Raw genomic sequence first — 22,512 nt, 5'->3', positions numbered from 1 at the left:
TCGCCAAGATCGCCGACAACTGGCCCGCTGCCCGCTGGGATGAACTCATGCCGTGGAACTGGCGACCAGATCAGCAACCGATCGCCGAAGCCGCCTGATCTGCGGCCTCCAGCCCACGCTTACGTCGCAGCGGAGCGCCGCGAGGAAGGTCATCGTCCGCCAATGGCCGTAAGGCACTTTGGCATGAAGCCGCTGACCGACGGGTGCCCAGCCGCGCAACGGCGCCATGTTGGTCTTCGCCCAGGTTTCGTCGATGAAGACGAGCCGGGCCGGATCAAGCCGACCTTGATACTTCTTCCATTGCTCGCGCCGTCTCGCGACCTGTGGCCGGAGCTGCTCGGCGGGCAGAACGGTTTTTTTGAAGCTCAGTCCCTCGGCATGAACAAAGCGCCAGACCTGGACATAATCGACCTTCACCCCGCGCTCCGCCAGCTCGGCTACCAGGCCACGGAGCGTGAAGTCGGTGGCGGTGCGCTCCAGCAGCCAGTCGCGATTGGCGCCTGACAAAATGTTCGGCTTGTGACCGCCCATCTGGCCTGGCGCTGCGCTGCCCGACTCGCGAAGGTGCCGAACCCATTTGATCGCCGAGCTCGCCGCAACGCCAAAGCGCGACGCCGAAGCATGGCACGTCATCCCGCCATCCAACACCGCCCCAACAACACGCTCGCGCAAATCCATCGAATAGGGCTTTGCCATGCTCGCTGGCATCCAGTCCCCAGCCAGCATCTTGAATCAGAATTTCACCCCCCAGGGAAGCCCCTTGAATCAGCTAAACGTCATCCCGCTCTAACGAGACGGGCACCCGCCGCGCAAGCTTGCCAGACCCTGCCCTCAGTCCACCCAATCGCGCGTTAGGAACCGGCTGGCGAGCGCCATCAGCGCGCCCGCGACCAGATACAGGCACAGGCCCGTCGCAATCGCATAGCGCAGCGCAGCGCTGCCATAGGTCGGGGTTAGATGGTCGGATAGCGAGCCGATTACCCAGGAGCCCAGCCCAAGCCCGATCAAATTGTTGATCAGCAGAAAACTGGCCGAAGCGGTCGCGCGCATATGGGCGGGGACGAGATGCTGGACCGCCGTCAATACCGGCCCGAGCCAGACATAGACCAATGCTTGTGGCAGTAGGAACAACGCGAACGCTGCCTGCCACGATCCGGCCAGCACGCCTGCAATGAACAGCGGCGTTCCCACCGTATAGCAGATGGCCGGAAACAGCGCGTACCAGCGCCGCCCGCGCGCGCCGAGCCGATCGCCCAACCATCCCCCCAGCAAAATGCCCGCAACGCCGCCGCTGAGTAGCAACGCGCCGAAAAACTGCCCGGTCTGGCTCAAGCCGAGACCGTAATTGCGCATAATCATGCTCGGCAGCCAGAAAGCGACGCCATAACCGCACATCGACCCTGCCGCCGCCCCGAAAGCGAGCAACCAGAAGCTCGGCTTGGCAGCGAGGATACCGAAGACGTGGGTGATTGGCACTTGATCCACCGGCGCAATCGCGCGCGGGCGATCGCGCACCACCCATTTGAACACGGGGGCCAGCACGAGCCCCGCCACCCCAACCGCCAGAAACGCCGTCCGCCATTCAACCGTCTGCGCGATATACCCGCCGAGCAACGCCCCAACCGCCGCTCCGACCGGAATGCCGAGCGAATAGATTGACAGCGCCCGCGCCCGCGTCTTCGCCGGATAATAATCGCCGATCAGCGCATAAGAGGGTGCCACCCCGCCGGCTTCGCCAACGCCGACGCCGAGGCGAAACGCGAACATCTGTCCAAAGCTCTGCGCGGTGCCGCACAATGCGGTGAACACGCTCCACACGCCGAGCGACAGCGCAATCACCCAGGAACGGCTGGTGCGATCCGCCAGCAAGGCGAGCGGAATCGCCAACGTCGAATACAGCGCGGCAAAGGCCAGTCCGCCGAGCATCCCGAGTTGCGTATCGGTTAGCCCCAGCGACGCCTTTACCGGCTGCGCAAGGATGCTCAAAATCTGCCGATCGAGAAAATTGAAGGTGTAAACCAGCAGCAACATCGCGAGGACGAGCGCGCGGTTTGCCGGGCGGGGGGTGTCGGTGGTCATGCTGCCTGCCCTCAATCGTAAAAAGGGCCGGGTACCCTGTGTCGAGTGCCCGGCCCGCTTGTCCTTAACCGCCGCGACCTAGAATTTCGCGGTAATCGTCCCGAACACCTGGCGCGGGTTGCCGTAAAAGGCGGTGGCGATGCCTTCCCTGCCCAGCGTCGGAACATAGGGACCGTTCGGAACCGGCACGTTTGCAAGGTTGGTCGGGGTTCCGGCCAAATCGGTGCGGATAAATTGGTAGCCCGAGGTCTTATAATGCTTGTCGGTGATGTTCTTGGCATGGACACCAACCGAGTAACGCCCCTTGCCGAAGGTATAGGTCAAATGCGCGTCCCACAGCGCATAGCCCGGCTGGTCGAGGAACGGGCTCGCGGTTTCGAACTGATGCGTCAGGCTGCGATACGACACTGTCGTGGAGGCGTTGATCTTGCCCGGCCCGGCCGGAAGCGTGGCACCAAGCGTGCTCGACAGCGTCCAATCCGGCGTGTTCTGGAACACACGGGAATTGGCAACATCGGTGCCGGTCGGCCCGATAAAGGTCTTATATTTGGCGCTGATATAGCCAAGCGTGCCGGCCAGCGTCACGCTTGAGCCGGCCCCCGCGAAATCGCGCGCGAGCACCGCGTTCGATTCGAGCTCAACACCCTTGATCGTTGCCTTGGCGGCGTTGGTGGTGATGCCACAGAACGACGCAACGCCACCGATGACGCAGCCGACCGATCCCGGCACCTGCACATTGCTATAGTCCGAATAGAAACCATCGAGCGCGAAGGTCAGGCGCTTGTCGAACAGCGCGCCCTTCCAGCCGATTTCATAGCTCTTGACCACTTCAGGCTTAAACAACAGGAAGTTGTAGATTTCCTGATAGCTGCGCACACCATCCTGATTGACGTCGGGTGCGGATGCGCCCGACCCGCGCGGATCGAACCCGCCGCCCTTGAACCCTTCCGAGTAAGACGCATACAGCAGATGGTCCGCCGTCGGCTTGAAGCTCAGCGACGCGCGCGGCGTGAAGCGCTTGAAAGTGGCCGTGCCGCGGAAATCCGTCGACGGTGCGCCGATCAGCGTCGGATTGCCGCCAAATTCCGAGGTTGCGCCGAAATAGCTGGCCCTGAAAATGTACGACCGGCGCTGATCCCACGTATAACGCCCGCCGAGCGAAAGGCTCCATTGCGACGTGAAATCATAGGTGAAATCGGCGAAGATCGAGCTGGTTTCGGTCCGCACGTCGCCCGCCGTATAGGCGTCGAAGTTCGGCAACGTGGTCGACAGCAGCACATCAAAGCCGGTCGAAGCCTTGGCCCCCAGATAATAGAAGCCGACCAAGCCGTTGAGCTTGTCGCTCTTATACGCGAGCTGGAATTCCTGGCTGGTCTGTTCGTTGCGGTAAACCGCCGGCACATCGACATCGACTGCGGGCAGCGCATCGAAGTCGATCGGGGTAAAGGAGCGGTCCTTGCGGAACGCACTGATGCTCTTCAGCGTCAAATTGTCGGTCAGCTCGCCCGTCGCGACCAGCGAAAGCCCACCCGCCTGGATATTCTGGCGCGGGTTGTTGAGCCCGGCGCGCGTATCGAACGGATTGGATTGAACGGGCGTCGCCGTGAGCAAGCTGGTAATCAGCCGCGAACCGTTGCGGGCGTTCGATTTGTCCTCGGTATAATCACCCGTCAGCCGCAGCGACAGCCGCCCGTCGGGCGAGGCGAACTCGATCGTGCCGCGTCCGGCCCAAACGTTCTTGTTGTAATTGTCGATGTTGAGATTGGTGTTGCGCCCGAAACCATCGCGCGTCAGCCGCGCGCCGGACACGCCAACCTTGAACAACGATCCGATCGGCGTCGACAGGCTGACGATGCCATCGGCCTGGTTGAACGAGCCGTAGCTGGCCTTGAAGCTTGCCTCCGGCGTGTCGCCCAGGCGCTTGGTCACATATTTGACCGCGCCGCCAATGGTGTTGCGACCATAGAGCGTACCCTGCGGGCCCCGCAGCACTTCGATCCGTTCGACCTCGTACACATCCAGCACCGCAGCCTGCGGGCGGTTGAGATAGACGTCGTCGAGATAGATGCCGATTCCCGCCTCGAACCCGGGCACCGGATCCTGCTGGCCGACGCCGCGGATGAAGGCAGCAAGCGTCGAGTTGGTGCCGCGCGCGTCCTTCAGCGTGGTGTTGGGCGTAACATTCTGAATTTCGGTCAGATCGGCAACACCGGCCTTTTCCAGGCGATCGGCGCTGAACGCGGTCACGGCAATCGGCACATCGAGCAAGGTTTCCGCGCGACGGCGCGCGGTAACGACGATGTCGCTGCTCTCTTGAGCGACCGCAGGTTCTGCTGTTGGCGGTGTCGGTGCGGTTTGCGCCACGGCGGGCGCGGCGGCAATGGCGGCAAGTGCAACGCTGGCATTGAGCAACAAGCGCACGGAATTCAGGCGTGTCATCGGTTTTCCCCTCCTGCGGCGCATCCACATCACCCGATATGCATCCGGGTTGTGCGCCTGTGCATCTGGCTTTACTGAAACATGAACCAGGTTTCAACTTGGGAATTGGGGAGGACTGTACGATGGCGACCAAACGTGGCGCGGTGGCAACAGCCGACCCGGCCCAAGGCGGTGTGACCGCAGCGCGGGGCGACGCGGTGCGACTCGATGATTCGGCCAGCGCGGGCAAGGCGCCGCGTACCGAGCGCGGGCGCAAAACCTTGCGTGCCATTCTGGATGCGGCAGCGATCGAATTCGGCGAGCGCGGCTTTCATGAAGCCTCGGTCAGCGGCATTACGCGCCGCGCAGGCGTCGCGCTGGGCAGTTTCTACACCTATTTCGATTCAAAGGACGCGGTGTTCCGCGCGCTGGTGCGCGACATGTCGGATCAAGTGCGCGACCGCGTCGCCCCGGCGATTCGCGCGGCACCCGACCAGATTGCGGCAGAACGCGCCGGGCTGCTCGAATTCATCGCCTTTGTGCGTGGGCACAAGGAAATCTACCGCATCATCGACGAGGCCGAATTCGTCGATCCCGAATCCTTTCGGCTGCATTACGCGACCACCGCCGAGCGCATTGCGGTGCGCCTGAAGGCAGGGGCAGCGCGCGGCGAAATTCGGGGCGACGTGTCCGAAGTTCACGCCTGGGCGGTGATGGGGATGAACGTGTTCCTGGGTTTGCGCTACGGCGTGTGGACCGACGACCTCGCCCCCGACGCCGTCGCGGACGTAATCGCCGATATGCTGGTCAACGGTCTGGCCGCACGACCCTAATCAAGGGCAATCCGCTCCGCCTGCCCGCGCCGCGCCCTGACATAGAAAAAGGGCCGGTGCGTTGCCGCACCGGCCTTAGGTCGTCCGCAGGAGGAACATGGTTTGGCCGCCGGGCTCCCCCGAACCCGGCAGCCAATCTCGTCAATAATTGTAAGCGCGCTCGCCATGCTCGGCGACGTCGAGCCCGTTATGCTCGACCTCTTCGGTCGGACGCACGCCGATCGTGAACTTGAGCGCGAGGAACAGTACCAAGGAAACGACGCCGGACCACACCAGGGTGATACCCACCGCCGTCGCCTGCTTCACCAACTGCGCCGTAATGCTGTAATCTGCGGCAGACACGGCAACCGCCGGGAACTTGGTATAGTCGAAATAGCCCTGCCCGCCGAGCGACGGTGCCGCGACGACCGCCGTGGCGAGTGCTCCGACGATCCCGCCGATGCAATGCACGCCGAACACGTCGAGTGAATCGTCATACTTCAGCCACGCCTTCACATAGGTGACGAAGATGAAGCAGATCGGCGATACGGCGAGGCCGAGAACGACCGACGTCATCGGTGCTGCAAAGCCCGAAGCTGGCGTGATCGCGACCAGCCCCGCGACCGCGCCCGTTACCGCACCCAGCAGCGACGGCTTCTTGTGGACGATCTGGTCGATCAGGGCCCACGATACCGCGGCTGCGGCGGTCGCGACGAAGGTGTTGATGAAGGCAACCGCCGTCACGCCGTTGGCCTCCAGGTTGGAACCGGCGTTGAAACCGAACCAGCCGACCCACAGCAGGCTGGCGCCGATCATCGTCATGGTCAGCGAGTGCGGCGGCATCGGCTCCTTGCCATATCCCAGGCGCTTGCCGATCACGAGGCAGCCGACCAGACCGGCGATGCCTGCGTTGATGTGGACCACGGTGCCGCCAGCGAAATCGAGCGCGCCAAGGTTGAAAAGATAGCCACCATCGGTCGGTGCGTCAGGCAGGAAATCCGGGCCAGCCCAATACCACACCATGTGCGCAATCGGGAAATAGACCAGCGTCAGCCAAGCGACGACGAAGATCATCAGCGGGGTAAACTTCACCCGTTCGGCGAATGCCCCAACGATCAGCGCGGGCGTAATGCACGCAAAGGTCATCTGGAAGCAGACATAGGCGAATTCGGGAATGTAGACATTGTTCGAGAAGGTTGCGGCCAATGTCGTGCCGTCCACGCCCTTGAGGAACGCCTTGGACAAACCGCCGACCAAGTGGTTGTCACCGCCCGAGGTGAAAGCGAGCGAATAGCCCCACGACACCCACACCAGCGACGCGATACAGACGATCATCAACACCTGCATCAGCACCGACAGCATATTCTTGGTGCGCACCAGGCCACCATAAAACAGCGCAAGGCCGGGAACCGACATCATCAGCACCAGCGCCGAGGAAACCAGCATCCAGCTTGTATCGCCCTTGTTGACCATCGTCGCCATCTGCGCCGCATTCGGCGCCTTGATCGGGCCTGCCGCAGCCTGCGCCCAGGCCGGGAGCGCGGCGAAGACGGCAGCCCCCGCGAGCGCCGCCAACCCTAATTTGGTCGATGCTTTCATCTTTACCCCCTTAACAGCCCCGCTCACAGCGCGGTCTCATCGGTTTCGCCGGTGCGGATACGGACCGCCTGACCGACATCGAGCACAAAAATCTTGCCATCGCCGATCGCGCCGGTGTTGGCCGAAGCCTGGATCGCCTCGACCACCTTGTCGGCAAGATCGGCACCGCAAACGATCTCGATCTTGATCTTGGGCACCATGTTGGTGCTGTATTCCGCACCGCGGTAGATTTCGGTTTGGCCCTTCTGGCGCCCGAATCCCTTGACCTCGGTAACGGTCATCCCCGCAACACCGATTTCGGTGAGCGCTTCGCGCACCTCATCAAGCTTGAAGGGTTTGATGATGGCTATAACGAGCTTCATGCGACAACCGCCCCTGGTTATTGACCCTGGGAGCTAATCAGCAATGATCGTGCCAGAGTCGAAAAGGCGCGTTTCCGCGTACAAAAGCGTCACGAAAGATTACCGGCGGGTAAATTTTTGTGCAGTTGCGAAGGTTTGCCTAAGAATCGGGCAGTGCCGCGATGATGCCCCGTGCAACCTCGAGATCGTCGGCATCGACCATCACCCGCACGGGGATGAAGAACTGGCTGCCATCGGCAATGCTGGCGTTACCGTCGAGCGCAAGCGCGGGAATGCCCTCGGATTCGAGGCGCCCGATCACGATATGCGCTTCGTTGCGGGCGAAGCGGCCGAGCTCCGCCAGACTCATTGACCGTTCACGCGGCAGGCACATCAAAGGCGGGCAACACCGCCTGCACCCGGACCGGCAGGCCATCGATGCTCGCCGTGCGATCCGCGATCCTGGCGAGGCGCGCCGCTGGATCTTGCTGGGCGTGATATTTGACCAGCGTATCGCGCGGGCGATCCAGCGTCATGTACGGCACGCCCCACCCGCAACTCGTCTGCACACTGTCCACCGCGATGTCGAAAATCTGCCGCGCACCGGGCAAGCGCGGGAAATGCGCGGCGAGCGCATCGAAGCCCGGCTCCCCGGCAAGCACGAAACGCCCGGTCCCGTACAGCCGCAAAATCAACGCCGGATTATCGAACGCGCAAAACATGATGGTGATGCGACCATCGGCGGCGAGATGCGCCTGCGTCTCGTTCCCCGATCCGCCAAGGTCGAGATAGGCGACGCGATTGGGCCCGAGCACCCGAAAACTGTCCATGCCCTTGGGGCTGAGGTTGACACGCGCACCCTCCGCCGCCGTCGCCACGAAAAACATCGGTTGCCGCGCGATGAAGGCGCGGTGCTTGTCGTCAAGGGCCGAGAACATCTCCATGCAAGGGGTATAGCATGTTCAAACGATGTGGGGAATCGGGGCGCACGCGGTCGAGGTGCGATCGCAGCCTTGCATCAGGTGGGTAAGGGAGAGCAAGCCAACTCCCTATCGCCGCCATTACATCGCGGTGCCGCCCACCGTCAGTCCCGCCACCAGTAGCGTCGGCTGGCCGACGCCTGCCGGCACGCTCTGCCCGCCCTTGCCGCACATGCCCACGCCCTCGTCGAGCGCGAAATCGTTGCCGATCCCTTCGACGCGGGTGAGGCAGGACGGACCATCGCCGATCAGCGTCGCGCCCTTGATCGGTGCGCTGAGTTTACCGTTCTCGACCAGATACGCCTCGGTGCAACTGAATACGAACTTGCCCGAGACGATATCGACCTGTCCGCCACCAAAGGATTTGGCGAAGATGCCGGTCTTCATGCGGCTGAGCAGCTCGGCAGGATCATCACTGCCGCCGCGCATAAAAGTGTTGGTCATGCGCGGCATTGGCGCGTGGGCAAAGCTTTCGCGGCGACCATTGCCGGTCGGGGCCACCCCCATCAGCCGCGCATTGAGCCGGTCCTGAATATAGCCCTTGAGGATGCCGTCCTCGATCAGCACATTTTCCTGCGTTGGCGTGCCTTCATCATCGATCGATAGCGATCCGCGCCGGTCGGAGATCGAGCCGTCATCGACCACTGTAACGCCCGGTGCCGCAACGCGCTCGCCGATGCGGCCCGAAAAGGCGCTGGTGCCCTTGCGGTTGAAATCCCCCTCGAGCCCGTGGCCGATCGCCTCGTGCAGCAAGATGCCGGGCCAGCCTGGCCCGAGCAGCACGGTCATCTCGCCCGCCGGGGCCTCCACTGCATCGAGATTGACCAGCGCTTGCGACAGGGCTTGATCGATCGCCCGGTTCCACGTCGCGGGTTCCATCAGCTCGGTATAGAGATAGCGACCGCCCATGCCGAAATTGCCGGTTTCGCGCCGCCCATTCTGCTCGACCACGATCGACACATTGAGCCGCACCAACGGGCGCACGTCGGTGGCAACAAAGCCGTCGGCGCGGACAATTTCGACGACGCTCCAATTGCCCATCAGCGACACCGACACTTGCGCCACGCGCGGATCACGCGCGCGCGCGGCGGCGTCGATCGTCTGGCACAGATTCACCTTGTCGGCGAAGGGGATCAAGTCGAGCGGATCGGCGGCGGTATAAAGGTGGCGGTTGGTGCTGCGCGGCGGTGCCGCCTTGGGTGCCATCGACGGATCGATCAGCATCATCGTCTCGCTCGCGCGGCGGATCGCGGCGGCGCTCAGCTCATTGGCATGGGCAAAGGCGGTCATTTCGCCCGATACCGCGCGCAGGCCAAAGCCCGAATGCGTGTCGTAGCTCGCCGTCTTCAACCGCCCGTCATCGAAACCGAATGCCTCGGACTTGCGATATTGCAGATACAATTCGCCATCATCGGCCTTGCCGAGCGCAGCGGCGGTGAGCGCCTGCGCTTCGGATGGATCAAGCTGGCCATCATGATAGAGGAACGCGCGGGGGTCTGTCGGGCTGGTCATGCCGACAATATAGGCGGCTTAAAGGCCCGCGCCATCCCCGTGATCGTGCAGCGTCGCCGGATCGACCCCATCGGCTGGCCCACCGATCAGCACGAAGCGGCGATCACAATAGCCGCAATCGACATAGCCGCTCTCGTCAATTTCAAGGAACACGCGCGGGTGCCCAAGGCTGGCCCCGCCGGGAATGTCGGTCGCGCCATCGCAGATATTGCGGGTGTGGGTGACGCGGAGGATTTCGGGCGGAGCGATCATGGCGACGCGCATAGCAGCGGTGTCGCGCGCGAACAATCCTCACCGGCACGGGGAGGGGGACTGTGAGCATTCAGCGAACGGTGGAGGGGGCTCGCCACGAGCGACCGGTTCACTTGGGGAGAGCCCCCTCCGTCAGCCTGCGGCTGCCACCTCCCCGTGCCGGGGAGGATTGAGCTTGGCGCGCCGCACGCGTAGGGCTGCAGCCATGACCGAGGCCGCCATCTCCATCACAAATTTGTGCAAGACCTATAAAGGCGGCAAGCGCGCGCTCGACGGGGTGTCGTTCGATGTCCCGCGCGGGCAAATCTTCGGGCTGCTCGGCCCCAATGGCGCGGGCAAGTCAACGCTCATCAACATCCTGGCGGGGCTCGTTAACAAGACCAGCGGCAGCGCTTCGATCTGGGGCTTCGACATCGATCAGCACCCGCGCAACGCCAAGGTTTCGATCGGCATCGTCAACCAGGAAATCCTGTTCGACCCGTTCTTCTCGCCGTTCGAAACGCTGGAGATTCAGGCCGGGCTGTACGGCGTGCCCAAGGCCAAGCGGCGCTCGATGGAATTGCTGCGCGCGGTGCATCTCGAGGACAAGGCCAATGCCTATGCGCGCACGCTGTCGGGCGGGATGAAGCGGCGGCTGATGGTCGCCAAGGCGATGGTCCATTCACCGCCCGTGCTGGTGCTCGACGAGCCCACCGCCGGCGTCGACATCGAATTGCGCCAGCAGCTTTGGGCCTATGTCCGCTCGCTCAACGATGCGGGGATCACGGTGGTGCTGACGACGCATTATCTCGAGGAAGCCGAGCAATTGTGCGACCGCATCGCGATCATCAACCACGGCAAGGTCATCGCCAACGAACCGACGCGCGCATTGCTGGCCAAGGCGACCGAGAAATTGGTCGAGGTAACCGTCGACCGCGATGTCGCCGCGCTGCCAACGGCGGTGTGTTTCCAGAAGATCGCGCTCAAGGGCACGCGCACGCTCGCCATCACCTATGCCAAGGACCAGGTGAATGCGGGCCAAGTGCTCGCGGCGGTGCAAGCCGATGGTTACGGCATCGTCGATGTCTCGACGCGCGAAGCCGATCTGGAGGACGTGTTCCTTAATTTGACGAGGGCTTCGAATGCGTGATCGTCTCCCCTCCCTGGAAGGGAGGGGGCGGGGGTGGGTCGGCCCGAGTGGTGACCCGATCCCCGCCTTATGCCAACCCACCCCCAGCCCCTCCCTTTTAGGGAGGGGGGCACGATGACCAACACCTCCGACGTGCTCATCATCGGCTCGGGTGCCGCAGGTCTCACCGCCGCGCTCAACCTCGCCGACCGCTTCAAGGTCACCGTGCTCGCCAAGGGGCGGCTCGATGAGGGCTCCACCGCCTGGGCACAGGGCGGCATCGCCGCCGTGCTCGAGGAAGGCGACACCTTCGAGAGCCATATCGAAGACACGATGATCGCGGGCGCGGGGCTGAACAACCGCGCGACCGTGGAGATGGTGGTCGAACGCGCGCCCGCTGCGATCGCGCGGTTGCGCGAACTCGGCGTACCCTTTGCCACCGAAAGCGAAGAAAATGGCGGCGCGCTGCATCTGACGCGCGAAGGCGGCCATTCGCACCGCCGCATCGTCCATGTCGCCGACGCGACCGGCTGGGCAGTGCAGGAGGCGCTGCAACGCGCCGCGACCGACCATCCCAACATTACGCTCGTCCCCGACATGGTCGCGATTGACCTTGCCACCAGTCGACATGAGGAACGCTATTCGGGCGCGGGCCATGTGTGGGGCGTCTATGCCGTCAATCGCGCGACCGGGCGCGTCGAATTGTACACCGCGCGCGCGACGATCTTGGCGACGGGCGGCGCGGGGCGGACCTATCTGTTTTCCACCGCGCCGCGCGGCGCGACCGGTGACGGCATTGCGATGGCGTGGCGTGCGGGGTGCCGCGTCTCCAACATGGAGATGATGCAGTTCCATCCAACCTGCCTCTACAATCTCGACGTCAAAAATTTCCTGATTACCGAGGCGGTGCGCGGCGAGGGCGGGCAATTGCTCATCCCCGATACCGGCTATCGCTTCATGCCCGATTTCGATCCGCGGCTGGAACTCGCCCCGCGCGACATCGTCGCGCGCGCGATCGACCATGAGATCAAGCGGTTGGGGCTCGATTACGTCCATCTCGACATCAGCCATATGGGGCCGGACTTCATCCACGAGCATTTCCCCAACATCCAGGAAAAGCTGCTCGGGCTCGGCATCGACATGACCACCGACCCGATTCCGGTGGTGCCCGCGCAGCATTATACCTGCGGCGGGGTGGTGATCGATCTCGACGGTCGCACCGATTTGCCCGGCCTTTATGCCGCGGGCGAATGCAGCGAAAGCGGGCTGCACGGTGCCAATCGCCTTGCCTCGAACAGCCTGCTCGAATGTTTCGTGTTCGGCGAGGCGTGCGCGCAGCATATCAGCGAGCATTGGGACGATTTACCCCCACCGCCCGCGATTCGCCCGTGGGACGAAAGCCGCGTCGAGGATTCGGACGAGGAAGTCGTCATCAAGCAGAACTGGACCGAAATCCGCCGCTTCATGTGGAATTATGTCGGGATCGTGCGCACGACCAAGCGGCTGGAACGCGCGCAGCACCGCATCCGGATGCTGACCGAAGAGGTCAACGATTATTACGGGCATTTCCGCGTCACGCCCGACCTGATCGAACTGCGCAACCTGCTGCAAACCGCCGAGCTGATCGTGCGTTCGGCGCTGCACCGCAAGGAATCGCGCGGGCTGCATTATACGCTCGATTATCCCGACATGTTGCCGCAAGCGCTCGACACGATTTTGGTGCCCTGAAATCAACGGCCTGACGGGTTCCCGCAAAAGGCTCGTCTCATCTTGCGACACAGGCGATTCATCGCACGGTTGCCACCAAAGGATTCCTCAACCCTATTGTTACCCTATCATGGGATGTGGGGCTCGGGAGAGAGGGTCTTTCCTCGGGACATTGGGGCAATTCACGGTGACGCGCATTCTTCCGTATCGATTCCCAAAACCTGCCGCAGCGATGATGCTGGCGGCTGCTTTGTGCGCGTGCGGTCACGATGCCAACGTGCACGTCGCGCTGCTGGCGGCTCCGCCGCCGCTCGTTCCGCTGCCAAGCCCTGCGGTCCCGGCACCCGCCGCTCCGCGCCTGGCCACCCCACCCTTGGCGCTTGTTGCCAATGTCGCGGCGCTGGTGCGCAGCTTCGACGGGCGGGTTGGCGTGGCGGTGCGCAGTATCGAGGAGGGTTGGGCGGTCGATACAGGCGGCGAACAGCGCCTGCCGCAGCAAAGCGTCAGCAAATTGTGGGTCGCGATGACCGTGCTCGACTTCCGCGATGCCGGGCGGCTGAAACTTGAGGATCCCGTTACGCTGACCCGCGAGGATCTCACCGTCTTCCATCAGCCGATCGCCGCGCTCATCAAGGGTGAACAGGGCTATCAGACCACCGTCGGCGAATTGTTGCAGCGCGCGCTGACGATGAGCGACAACACCGCCAATGATCGTCTGCTGCGCTATGTCGGCGGGCCCAATGCGGTGCGCGATTTCCTGCGGCGCAAGCGGCTGGGCGACATTCGCTTCGGTCCGGGGGAGCGGCTGTTGCAAAGCCAGACCGCCGGGCTGGTGTGGCAACCCGATTTCGCCTTCGGCAACGCCTTCGCGATCGCCCGCGCCCGCTTGCCGCGCACCGACCGCGTCGCCGCTTACGAACGCTATGTCGCCGATCCCCCCGATGGCGCCGCCCCGCGCGCAATTGCCGAAGCACTGGCGCTCCTGAAGCGTGGCGACCTGTTGTCGCGCAGTTCGACCGAGTATCTTCTGGCCACGATGGAATCATCACGTACCGGCAAGCAGCGGTTGCGCGGCGCGGTGCCGCTCGGGTGGACCTTCGGCCACAAGACCGGAACGGGCCAGGATCTCGCCGGGCGCACCGCCGGCTATAACGATGTCGGCGTGCTGATTGCCCCCGATGGCCGCAGCTATGCGATCGCGGTGATGATCGGCGACACGCCCAAGCCGATTCCCGCCCGCCAGGCGCTGATGCAGGCGGTGGTGGCAAGCGTGGTGGAAAATCACGGATAGCCGATGCGAAAGCGGGGCTTTGTCCTCGTCGAAGCTTGGGCTATCCACCCGCAATGCCGCATCTCTATCTTGTCGATGGCTCGGGGTACATCTTCCGCGCCTATCACCGCCTCCCGCCGCTCACCAACATTCATGGCGCGCCGGTCGGTGCCGTTTATGGTTATACCACGATGCTGTGGAAACTCGCCGACGAGTTGCACAAGGCAGATGGCCCGACGCACATGGCGGTCATCCTCGACAAATCGAGCAAAACCTTCCGCAACGATTTGTACGATCAGTATAAAGCCCACCGCCCGCCCGCGCCCGAGGATCTGGTCCCGCAATTCCCGATGATTCGCGATGCCACGCGCGCCTTTTCGCTGCCGTGTATCGAGACCGAGGGGCTCGAGGCGGACGACATCATCGCCTGCTACGCCAAGGCCGCGCTGGCGCAGGGCTGGGCAGTGACGATCGTCTCCGCCGACAAGGATTTGATGCAGTTGATCGAGCCTGGTCTCGATCTCTACGACACGATGAACAACCGGCGCCTCGGCGCGGAGCATGTCCGCGAAAAGTTCGGCGTCGAACCCGCGCAATTGGGCGACGTGCTCGCACTGATGGGTGACAGCGTCGATAATGTCCCCGGCGTCACCGGCATCGGCCCCAAGACCGCCTCCAAGCTGATCGCCGAACATGGCGATCTGGAAGGCGTGCTTGCCGCTGCACCGACGATGAAGCCGGGCAAGTTGCGTGACAGTCTGATCGCGCAGGCTGACAATGCGCGGCTGTCCAAGGTGCTGGTTACGCTCAAATGCGACGAGCCGCTGCCGCAGCCGCTCGACGAGCTCGCATTGCAGGGTATTCCCGATGCCCCCTTGCGCGCCTTTCTGGAGCATCACGGCTTCAAGTCGTTGATCGCCAAATTGTCGGCGGTGGCGGATGCGCCGGTCGCCGCACCCAAGACGGTGGCGACCGAACAGGACCCGCCGTGCGACTATGATGCGTATGAAACCGTGGTCGATGAAGCCGCGCTCGATCGCTGGATCAGCACCGCGCGGCATCAGGGCTGGGTGGCGATCGACACCGAAACCACCGGAATCGACGCGACCCGCGCCGAACTCGTCGGAATCAGCATGGCACTGCATCCCAATCGCGCGTGCTACGTACCTTTGGCACATGGCGGAAGCGGACTCTTTGCGGAAAAACCGGTGCAGTTGAGCACAGGAGTGGCGCTGGCCAAGCTCAAGCCGTTGTTCGAGGATCCGGGCGTGCTCAAGATCGGGCACAATCTGAAATACGACATGATCGTGCTGGGTCGGGTGGGCGTGACCGTTGCGCCCTATGACGACACGATCCTGATGAGCTTCGATCTCGACGCCGGGCTGCACGGCCACGGCATGGACGAACTCGCCGCGACGCATCTGTCGCATAGCTGCATCGCCTTCAAGGATGTGGTCGGCGTCGGCAAGTCGCAGCGCACCTTCAACGAAATCGATCTCGACGCAGCGACGCGCTACGCCGCCGAAGACGCCGATGTCACGCTCAGGCTATGGCGACGCTTCAAGCCGCGCTTGCCCGCCGAAGGGGCAACGCGCGTGTACGAAATGGTCGATCGGCCGCTCGTCCCCGTCATCGCGCAAATGGAGCGCCACGGCATCAAGGTCGATCGCGAACGCCTTGCGCAATTGTCGGGCGAGTTTTCCGGACAAATCGGCGCGCTCGAAGTCGAGATTCATGCGCTGGCCGGTGGCCCGTTCACGATCGGCAGCCCCAAGCAATTGGGCGACGTGCTGTTCGAACGCATGGGCATCAAAGGTGGTCGCAAGGGCAAATCGGGCGTCTATTCGACCGACGTGAACGAGCTCGAACGCATCGCCACCGACCGCAATTCGCCGGGCAAGGACATCGCCACCAAGGTGCTAGAATGGCGGCAATTGTCGAAGCTGAAATCGACCTATACCGATGCTTTGCAAGCACAGATCAACCCGGCGACGGGGCGCGTGCATACCTCGTACAGCCTGACCGGCGCGCAAACCGGGCGCTTGTCCTCGACCGACCCCAATTTGCAGAACATCCCGATCCGTACCGAAATCGGCCGCCAGATTCGCGATGCGTTCGTGGCGGAACCGGGCAATGTGCTGCTCGCCGCCGATTATTCGCAAATCGAGCTGCGGCTTGCCGCGCACATGGCCGATGTGCCCGCGCTGCGCGAGGCGTTTGCGAGCGGAGCCGACATCCACAGCATGACCGCGCAGGAACTGTTCGGCGAGGTCAATCGCGACACGCGCGGGCGCGCCAAGACGATCAACTTCGCGATCCTCTACGGCATCAGCCGCTGGGGCCTGGCCGGGCGGCTCGACGTGACGGCGGACGAAGCGCAGGCGATGATCGATCGCTATTTCGATCGTTTCCCCGGCATCCGCAACTATATCGCGCAGACCACCGAAAGCGTGCGCGAAACCGGCTATACCACCACCCTGTTCGGGCGGAAAACGCATTTCCCCCGCATCGCCTCCAAGGTGCCGCATGAGCGCCAGGGGGCGGAGCGCGCCGCGATCAATGCACCAATCCAGGGCACTTGTGCGGACATCATCAAGCGCGCGATGGTGCGGATGGGCCCTGCCTTGCTCGAAGCAGGCCTGACCGATGTGCGAATGCTGCTGCAAGTGCATGACGAACTCGTGTTCGAGCTGCCCGAAGGTGACGTCGCCGCGGCCAAGCCGGTGATCGAACGCGTGATGGCGACCGCCGCCGAGCCGGCGGTGACGCTCAGCGTGCCGCTCGGGATCGAAATCGGCACCGGGCTCAGTTGGGGAGCCGCGCATTGAGCGCTCTCGCAGGTGCCACCGGCGGGCGAAGCACGGAAGAGATCGACGCCCTCGCCAAGGGTGGCCGCACCAACATCATCGGCTTCATGATGCGCCTGATCGCGCGGCTGCCGTTCCTGTTCATCGCGGGGCGGCTCTACGGCCCCGACACGCTCGGCACGTTCGCGCGTGCGGTGCTCTTCGTCGAAGTTGCAGCACTCCTTGCCACCTTCGGATTGAAACGCGGGTTGGCGCTGGCCATCGCCGAAGCCGACGAACGACCGCACGTGCAGATCGTGTGGGATTGCCTGGTGGTCGCTGCCATCGCATCGGGCCTGGCCAGCGTCGCGCTGATGCTGGTGCCCGACTTGATGTATCACGGCAGCAACCCGACGCTGCTCGAACGCTTGCTGCCGTGCATCATCGTGGCCAGCGCCTGGTCCGACCTTATGCTGGCAGCCCTCGCCTATCGCCGCAATGTGCAGGCGACGGTCACTGCGCGCGCGGTGATCGAACCGTGGACGATCTCGATCGCGGCGGGCGTGCTCTATCCGGTCGCACGGCATGACGGGCTGGTGATCGCGTATATGCTGTCGATGATCGCCGCGCTGGCGGCGTCTGCCGTTCCGTTCGTGCGCAGTTATGGCCGCCCGTATGGCTGGCGGCTGCACCCGGCGCGCACCGTCGCGCTGATCCGCCGCAATGCCCCGCTCGCCGGGGCCGATGCGCTGGAATGGGGCACGCGCAATGTCGATCGCTCGATCCTGTTCCTGATGTTCGAACCGCGCATCGTCGGCATTTACTGGATGGCGCAGCAGGTCGCCTCGATTCCGGGCAAGCTGAAAACCAGTTTCGACCCGATCCTGGGCCCGGTTATCACCTCAAGCCTCGCGCGCGGCGATACCTCGGGCGTAGCGAGCCAAGTGCGACAAGTCGGTTTCTGGATCCTCGCGGCGCAGACCGGGCTTGCCTTGATGGGGTCGATCCCCGGCGAAGCGGTGTTGGGGACGGTCGGCTCGCAGTCGCAGTTCGTCGCGGGCACTGCCGCCCTTGCTTTCCTGCTGTTTGCCGAGGCCGCCGCATCGACCGGCGCGGTGTGCGAATCCGCGCTCGTCTACATCGCGCGCGTGCAGAACATGGCGATTTCGATCGGGATGCTGCTGTTCCAGATCGCGCTCAGCTATGCGCTGATCTTCGCGATGCAAGCGCTGGGCTGGCCGGTCGCCTATCAGGCGGCGGGGCCGGCGGCAGCCTTGTTCATGTCGGTGACACTGACCTCGGTGATCAAGTCCAATTACCTCGCCCGACTGTTGAAGGCGCGCGTCGCCGGGTGGCGCTTGCCGATGCTGTGGGCGATCCTGGCGGCGGGCACCGTCGGCGCGGCCTTCACCGCACTCCCGCCGCGCTTCGAATGGGTCGAACTTGCGATCGGCGAACCCGCGATCGCCTTGGTCTATATCTTCGTGCTGTACCGCTGGGCGTTTAAACCCGAGGACCGCGCGCTGTTCCGCAAGATGCCGGGGGGCGACGCACTCCCGGTGTGACGCCCCGGTCCCTCAATGCCGGAAGTGCCGCACGCCGGTGAACACCATCGCCAGGCCAGCCGCGTCCGCCGCCGCGATCACTTCATCGTCACGGATCGATCCGCCGGGCTGAATCACCGCGGTCGCGCCCGCCTCGACCGCCGCCAGCAAGCCATCAGCAAACGGGAAGAACGCATCCGACGCGACCGCCGAACCGATCGTGCGCGGGGTTGCCCAGCCGGCTTTGTCGGCAGCGTCCTTCGCCTTCCAAGCGGCGATGCGCGCGGATTCGAGCCGGTTCATCTGCCCCGCACCAATGCCCGCCGTGCTTCCGCCCTTGGCATAGACGATCGCGTTTGATTTGACGTGCTTGGCGACGGTCCAGGCGAAGCGGCAATCGGCAAGCTCTTCCGCAGTCGGCTGGCGCTTGGTGACGACCTGCACATCAGGGTTGCTTGCGCCATCGCGCGTCTGCACCAGCCAGCCGCCGGTGATCGCCTTGGCCAGCAGCCCACCGCGCGCCGGATCGGGCAATGCTCCGGTCAACAGCAAGCGCAGATTCTTCTTCGCGGCAAAGATTGCCAGCGCCTCTTCATCGGCATCGGGCGCGACCACCACCTCGGTGAAAATCCCGGAAATCGCGCGCGCGGTGGCCCCATCAAGCGCGCGGTTGAGCGCGATGATCCCGCCAAAGGCCGACACCGTGTCGCAGGCAAAGGCTGCTGCATAGGCTTCCTCCAGCGTCGCACCGCTCGCGACGCCACATGGATTGGCGTGCTTGACGATGACGCAGGTCGGTGCCGCATCGCGAAACTCGCTGACCAGATCGAGCGCGGCATCGGCGTCGTTCAAATTGTTGTAGCTCAGTTCCTTGCCCTGCACCTGACGCGCCTGGCCGATGCCGCGCGCGTGCGGGCCACTGGCGGTGTAGAACGCCGCCGACTGATGTGGGTTCTCACCATAGCGCAGGGCTTGGCCGCGCTTGAGCGTCATGGGCAACGTCTCGGGGAAGCGTTCGCCCTGATCGGCAAAGGCGAACCACTGCGCGATCATCCCGTCATAGGCCGCCGTCGCCGCATAGGCCTTGGCGGCGAAACGGCGGCGATCGGCGAGCGTGGTACTGCCTTGCGCGACGACCGCATAATCCGCCGGATCGGTGACGATCGCGACAAAGGCATGGTTCTTGGCGGCGGAACGCACCATCGACGGGCCGCCAATGTCGATATTCTCGATAATCTCGTCGCGCTCAGCGCCCTTCGCGACGGTCGCCTCGAACGGATAGAGATTGACGACGACGAGATCGATCGCGCCAATACCATGCTCCTCCATCGACGCGACGTGCGCGGCATCATCGCGTACCGCGAGCAGCCCGCCATGCACCACCGGGTGCAACGTCTTGACGCGACCGTCCATCATTTCGGGGAAACCGGTCAGGTCCGCAATGTCGCGCACGCTCAACCCCGCCTCGCGCAGCGCCTTGGCGGTGCCGCCGGTCGAGACGAGTTCGACACCGGCTTCGGCGAGCGAACGGGCGAGATCGACGATGCCGGTCTTGTCAGATACCGACAACAGCGCGCGGCGGATGGGAATGGTGGTCATGCTTGCTCCAGGGGATGGTTTTGCCTGTCCCTGCCCGCTCGCCCCCGAAGATTCAACCGGCGTGGCCTATCCCGCGCGCTTGAACGCCCAGCTCACGCTTGCCCCACCTGCGGGCGATTCACCGGTGATGACGAGTTGCATGGTCGCGTGCGGGCGACCATCGGCATCGATCCACACGCTTTCCTCAACCGCAAGCGTACCGCCGCGACAGCGGAACTGCCACAATCCGCCGCCCGGCAAGCGCAACAAGGCGGCAAGCCCGTCGGCGGTTGGCGATACTTGTACGCCCACACCAAGATGGAAGCGGATCGCAAAGCCGGTCGCGACCAATTTGCGCCGCTTGGTCGCCGGGAGCAGCATGTCTTCACCACGCAGCTCCCGCCCGTCGCTGGCCATGACGAGTTGGCGCCGATGGAGAAACCCGAACCGGCGGGCATAGCCATCGTGGCTACCCTCGATCCGGCTCGACCCTTCACTCTCCTGCCGGACGAGTTCGACCTCGGCGACACCGCGCCCGAGTGTGCCATCGCTATGGATCGCGGTCGAATTGCTGTCGCCCACGATCAGCGTCGAGTGCGCCGCGGTGGTGCGCAGACCTTCGACCAGCATTTCAGGCAACTGCACGATACCGCTGCGCGCGCCGCCGCAATTGACCACGATGCGACTGGCGCCATCCGAAAATTCGAAAGCGAGCGTCGATGCGCACCCCCCTTCGACCAACCGCGCGATTGGCGGGGGCGCGGCATCGAAAATCACCACGGCCGCCCCCGCAGCCAGCCGTTGATAGCCCCATTCGCGCGCCTGCCGCAGAGGGCGCGTCCGCACCCCGGTGGCCGTGATAATATGCTCGAGCAGCGCCGCCCCGACCGGCGCCCCACCCTGCCAGCTACTCACGTCGCGGTCCCCATGACAGACGCCGAGCAAAGCGGGCACCAGCGCCGCGATTGCGGTGTTGACGCTCTCGGGTGCTTCCAGCCGCCTCGCAGCATAAACCTCGCGCAAAGCGGTCAACAGCATAAGGATGTCGATTTGCGCTGCGGGCGCGCGCGCGACATTGCCGCCATCCTCGAAGATCGAAACCGCGAGCGCCTTGGCCAGCGCGGCCTCGGTCGCCGCGCGGCGCGGATCGCCACCCGGAATCAACAACCCCGCCGCAACCACGCCGCACAAAGCGGCAACGCGCGGTGCGCCGGGGGCAACCTTGTCGGCACCGCGATCGATATGGCGTGCGCCGCGTGCCAGCGTGTTGAGCACGCGGCTGCGGTAAACGAGATCGGTCGAGGACAGGATCAGCGGCGCGTGGGCGGTCCAGAACAGGATGCGGCGCCCCCATAAGTCGGCACGCCAGGCCGGCTCGCTTATCGTATCGGCATGGGCATCGAGCCAGCGCCGCATCAATGCCTCGGCAACCGGGATCGCCTGCGCCCGCGTCGCCACGGTCGACAGGTCGCGCAGCCAGGAGAAGCCGTGCAGATATTCTGCAAAAGCCCTGGAAAAATCGGGCTTGGCGAGATCGAGCCCCGTTATCGCCCGTCCTTCGCCGCGAAAGGTCAGCGTGCCGCCAAGCAAGGCGTTGCCGCGCTTGGCATCGCCCATGAAGGGGTCGTCCGGAACCGCGATCAGCTTGAGCGGATGCCGCCCCTTGAGCCGCATCCCGTGGATCGGCGTGCGCCAGGTCAGCCGATGAAACCGCTCCATCACGCGTTCGGCCAGCGACAAGCCCTTGTCTCCCCCTTGCCGGATCAGCCGCTTGCCCTCGTCGATGCTGTCACCCTGCACATTGGAACCGGGCTCGATCGGGCCTTTCAGGGGAGACAGGTCGATCATCTAGCCGCGCAGGCCCGCGATATTGGCGGCGTAAGCGGCGGGGCCGCCGCGGAAGGTCGCTGTGCCCGCGACCAGTGCATCAGCCCCGGCAGCAATCGCTCGCGGCGCAGTGACGAGATCGATGCCGCCATCGACCTCCAGATCGACAGCATAGTCGCCCTTGTCGATCATCTTGCGCACCGCCTCAATCTTGCGCAGCGAACTTTCGATGAACGCCTGCCCGCCAAAACCGGGATTGACGCTCATGATGAGGACAAGATCGACCTCTTCGAGCAGATAATCGAGCACCTTGGCCGGCGTCTGCGGGGTCAGCACCACGCCGGGGCGCTTGCCCAGGCTGCGAATGTGCTGAAGACTGCGATGCGTGTGCGGCCCCGCCTCGACATGGATGCTGATCGTATCCGCGCCAGCCTCGGCAAAGGCATCGAGATACGGATCGACCGGCGCGATCATCAAATGCACGTCGAGCGGCTTGGTGGTGTGCGGGCGGATCGCCTTCACCACCGCTGGCCCGATCGAGATGTTGGGCACGAAATGCCCGTCCATCACATCGACATGGATCCAGTCCGCACCAGCGGCATCGATCGCACGGACTTCCTCGCCCAATTTGGCGAAGTCGGCGGATAGGATCGACGGCGCGATGCGGACGGGGCGGTAGGTCATAAGGCGTCAGCCTGT

Annotated in this window: 17 protein-coding genes and 1 pseudogene; 6 read left to right on the top strand and 12 right to left on the bottom strand. The window is 64.0% G+C overall.

All coding sequences use genetic code 11. The annotated features are described in order from the left end of the window. Window positions 1-123 precede the first annotated feature (123 nt). The 3 genes and pseudogenes from WC704_RS13600 to WC704_RS13590 form a co-directional block, all read right to left on the bottom strand. A pseudogene (locus WC704_RS13600) lies at window positions 124-696 on the bottom strand (IS630 family transposase); the annotation flags it as partial. A 135-nt stretch (window positions 697-831) separates the two neighbouring features. Then, on the bottom strand, window positions 832-2,079 hold the full coding sequence (locus WC704_RS13595) for a spinster family MFS transporter (protein WP_372890740.1): 1,248 nt from the start codon (window positions 2,077-2,079) through the stop codon (window positions 832-834). A gap of 78 nt (window positions 2,080-2,157) precedes the next feature. Beyond that, window positions 2,158-4,518 carry a TonB-dependent receptor gene (locus tag WC704_RS13590; protein ID WP_372890738.1) on the bottom strand — a complete coding sequence of 787 codons (2,361 nt, stop codon included), beginning with the start codon at window positions 4,516-4,518 and terminating at the stop codon, window positions 2,158-2,160. Window positions 4,519-4,640: 122 nt separating this feature from the next. On the opposite strand from WC704_RS13590, the gene WC704_RS13585 reads away from it, so the two are divergent. Beyond that, window positions 4,641-5,330 carry a TetR/AcrR family transcriptional regulator gene (locus tag WC704_RS13585; protein ID WP_372890736.1) on the top strand — a complete coding sequence of 230 codons (690 nt, stop codon included), beginning with the start codon at window positions 4,641-4,643 and terminating at the stop codon, window positions 5,328-5,330. 141 nt (window positions 5,331-5,471) lie between these two features. On the opposite strand, the gene WC704_RS13580 is transcribed toward WC704_RS13585, so the two are convergent. From WC704_RS13580 to WC704_RS13555, 6 genes are all read right to left on the bottom strand, one after another. Further along, window positions 5,472-6,908, bottom strand: a complete 1,437-nt coding sequence (locus tag WC704_RS13580) for an ammonium transporter (protein ID WP_372890734.1) — start codon at window positions 6,906-6,908, stop codon at window positions 5,472-5,474. A gap of 23 nt (window positions 6,909-6,931) precedes the next feature. Then, on the bottom strand, window positions 6,932-7,270 hold the full coding sequence (locus WC704_RS13575) for a P-II family nitrogen regulator (RefSeq protein ID WP_010405890.1): 339 nt from the start codon (window positions 7,268-7,270) through the stop codon (window positions 6,932-6,934). Window positions 7,271-7,409: 139 nt separating this feature from the next. Then, window positions 7,410-7,619, bottom strand: coding sequence for a DUF2007 domain-containing protein (locus WC704_RS13570; protein ID WP_372890732.1), 210 nt, complete (start codon window positions 7,617-7,619; stop codon window positions 7,410-7,412). A gap of 7 nt (window positions 7,620-7,626) precedes the next feature. Beyond that, on the bottom strand, window positions 7,627-8,193 hold the full coding sequence (locus WC704_RS13565) for a pyridoxamine 5'-phosphate oxidase family protein (RefSeq protein ID WP_372890730.1): 567 nt from the start codon (window positions 8,191-8,193) through the stop codon (window positions 7,627-7,629). A 117-nt stretch (window positions 8,194-8,310) separates the two neighbouring features. After that, a complete protein-coding gene (tldD, locus tag WC704_RS13560; protein ID WP_372890728.1) occupies window positions 8,311-9,741 on the bottom strand; it encodes a metalloprotease TldD in 1,431 nt (476 codons plus the stop codon). Window positions 9,742-9,759: 18 nt separating this feature from the next. Further along, window positions 9,760-9,993 carry a zinc-finger domain-containing protein gene (locus WC704_RS13555; RefSeq protein ID WP_372890726.1) on the bottom strand — a complete coding sequence of 78 codons (234 nt, stop codon included), beginning with the start codon at window positions 9,991-9,993 and terminating at the stop codon, window positions 9,760-9,762. A 205-nt stretch (window positions 9,994-10,198) separates the two neighbouring features. Here WC704_RS13555 and WC704_RS13550 point away from each other — a divergent pair, with 205 nt between their 5' ends. The 5 genes from WC704_RS13550 to WC704_RS13530 all read left to right on the top strand — a co-directional run bounded on the left by WC704_RS13550 (window position 10,199) and on the right by WC704_RS13530 (window position 18,429). Then, the gene (locus WC704_RS13550; protein WP_372890724.1) at window positions 10,199-11,122 is read left to right on the top strand and encodes an ABC transporter ATP-binding protein; all 924 of its coding nucleotides are present in this window, start codon (window positions 10,199-10,201) and stop codon (window positions 11,120-11,122) included. Between the two features lie 114 nt (window positions 11,123-11,236). Continuing rightward, on the top strand, window positions 11,237-12,829 hold the full coding sequence (gene nadB, locus WC704_RS13545) for an L-aspartate oxidase (RefSeq protein ID WP_372890722.1): 1,593 nt from the start codon (window positions 11,237-11,239) through the stop codon (window positions 12,827-12,829). Window positions 12,830-13,040: 211 nt separating this feature from the next. Further along, window positions 13,041-14,099, top strand: a complete 1,059-nt coding sequence (locus tag WC704_RS13540; RefSeq protein WP_372890769.1) for a serine hydrolase — start codon at window positions 13,041-13,043, stop codon at window positions 14,097-14,099. Between the two features lie 53 nt (window positions 14,100-14,152). Beyond that, window positions 14,153-16,906: a DNA polymerase I gene (polA, locus tag WC704_RS13535; protein WP_372890720.1), complete on the top strand. Its 2,754-nt coding sequence runs from the start codon at window positions 14,153-14,155 to the stop codon at window positions 16,904-16,906. A gap of 86 nt (window positions 16,907-16,992) precedes the next feature. Beyond that, on the top strand, window positions 16,993-18,429 hold the full coding sequence (locus WC704_RS13530; protein ID WP_372890767.1) for a lipopolysaccharide biosynthesis protein: 1,437 nt from the start codon (window positions 16,993-16,995) through the stop codon (window positions 18,427-18,429). A 12-nt stretch (window positions 18,430-18,441) separates the two neighbouring features. Here the strand turns inward: WC704_RS13530 and purH are convergent, their stop codons facing one another. The 3 genes from purH to rpe form a co-directional block, all read right to left on the bottom strand. Beyond that, window positions 18,442-20,007, bottom strand: a complete 1,566-nt coding sequence (purH, locus tag WC704_RS13525) for a bifunctional phosphoribosylaminoimidazolecarboxamide formyltransferase/IMP cyclohydrolase (RefSeq protein WP_372890718.1) — start codon at window positions 20,005-20,007, stop codon at window positions 18,442-18,444. A gap of 66 nt (window positions 20,008-20,073) precedes the next feature. After that, window positions 20,074-21,834: a heparinase II/III family protein gene (locus WC704_RS13520; protein WP_372890716.1), complete on the bottom strand. Its 1,761-nt coding sequence runs from the start codon at window positions 21,832-21,834 to the stop codon at window positions 20,074-20,076. Continuing rightward, a complete protein-coding gene (gene rpe / locus WC704_RS13515) occupies window positions 21,835-22,497 on the bottom strand; it encodes a ribulose-phosphate 3-epimerase (RefSeq protein ID WP_372890714.1) in 663 nt (220 codons plus the stop codon). Window positions 22,498-22,512 lie beyond the last annotated feature (15 nt).

Source organism: Sphingomonas sp., assembly GCF_041661885.1.
In the GTDB taxonomy this organism is placed as follows: domain Bacteria; phylum Pseudomonadota; class Alphaproteobacteria; order Sphingomonadales; family Sphingomonadaceae; genus Sphingomonas.
Note: the sequence above shows the minus strand (reverse complement) of the source record. Positions and strands in the feature narration are given on the sequence as shown.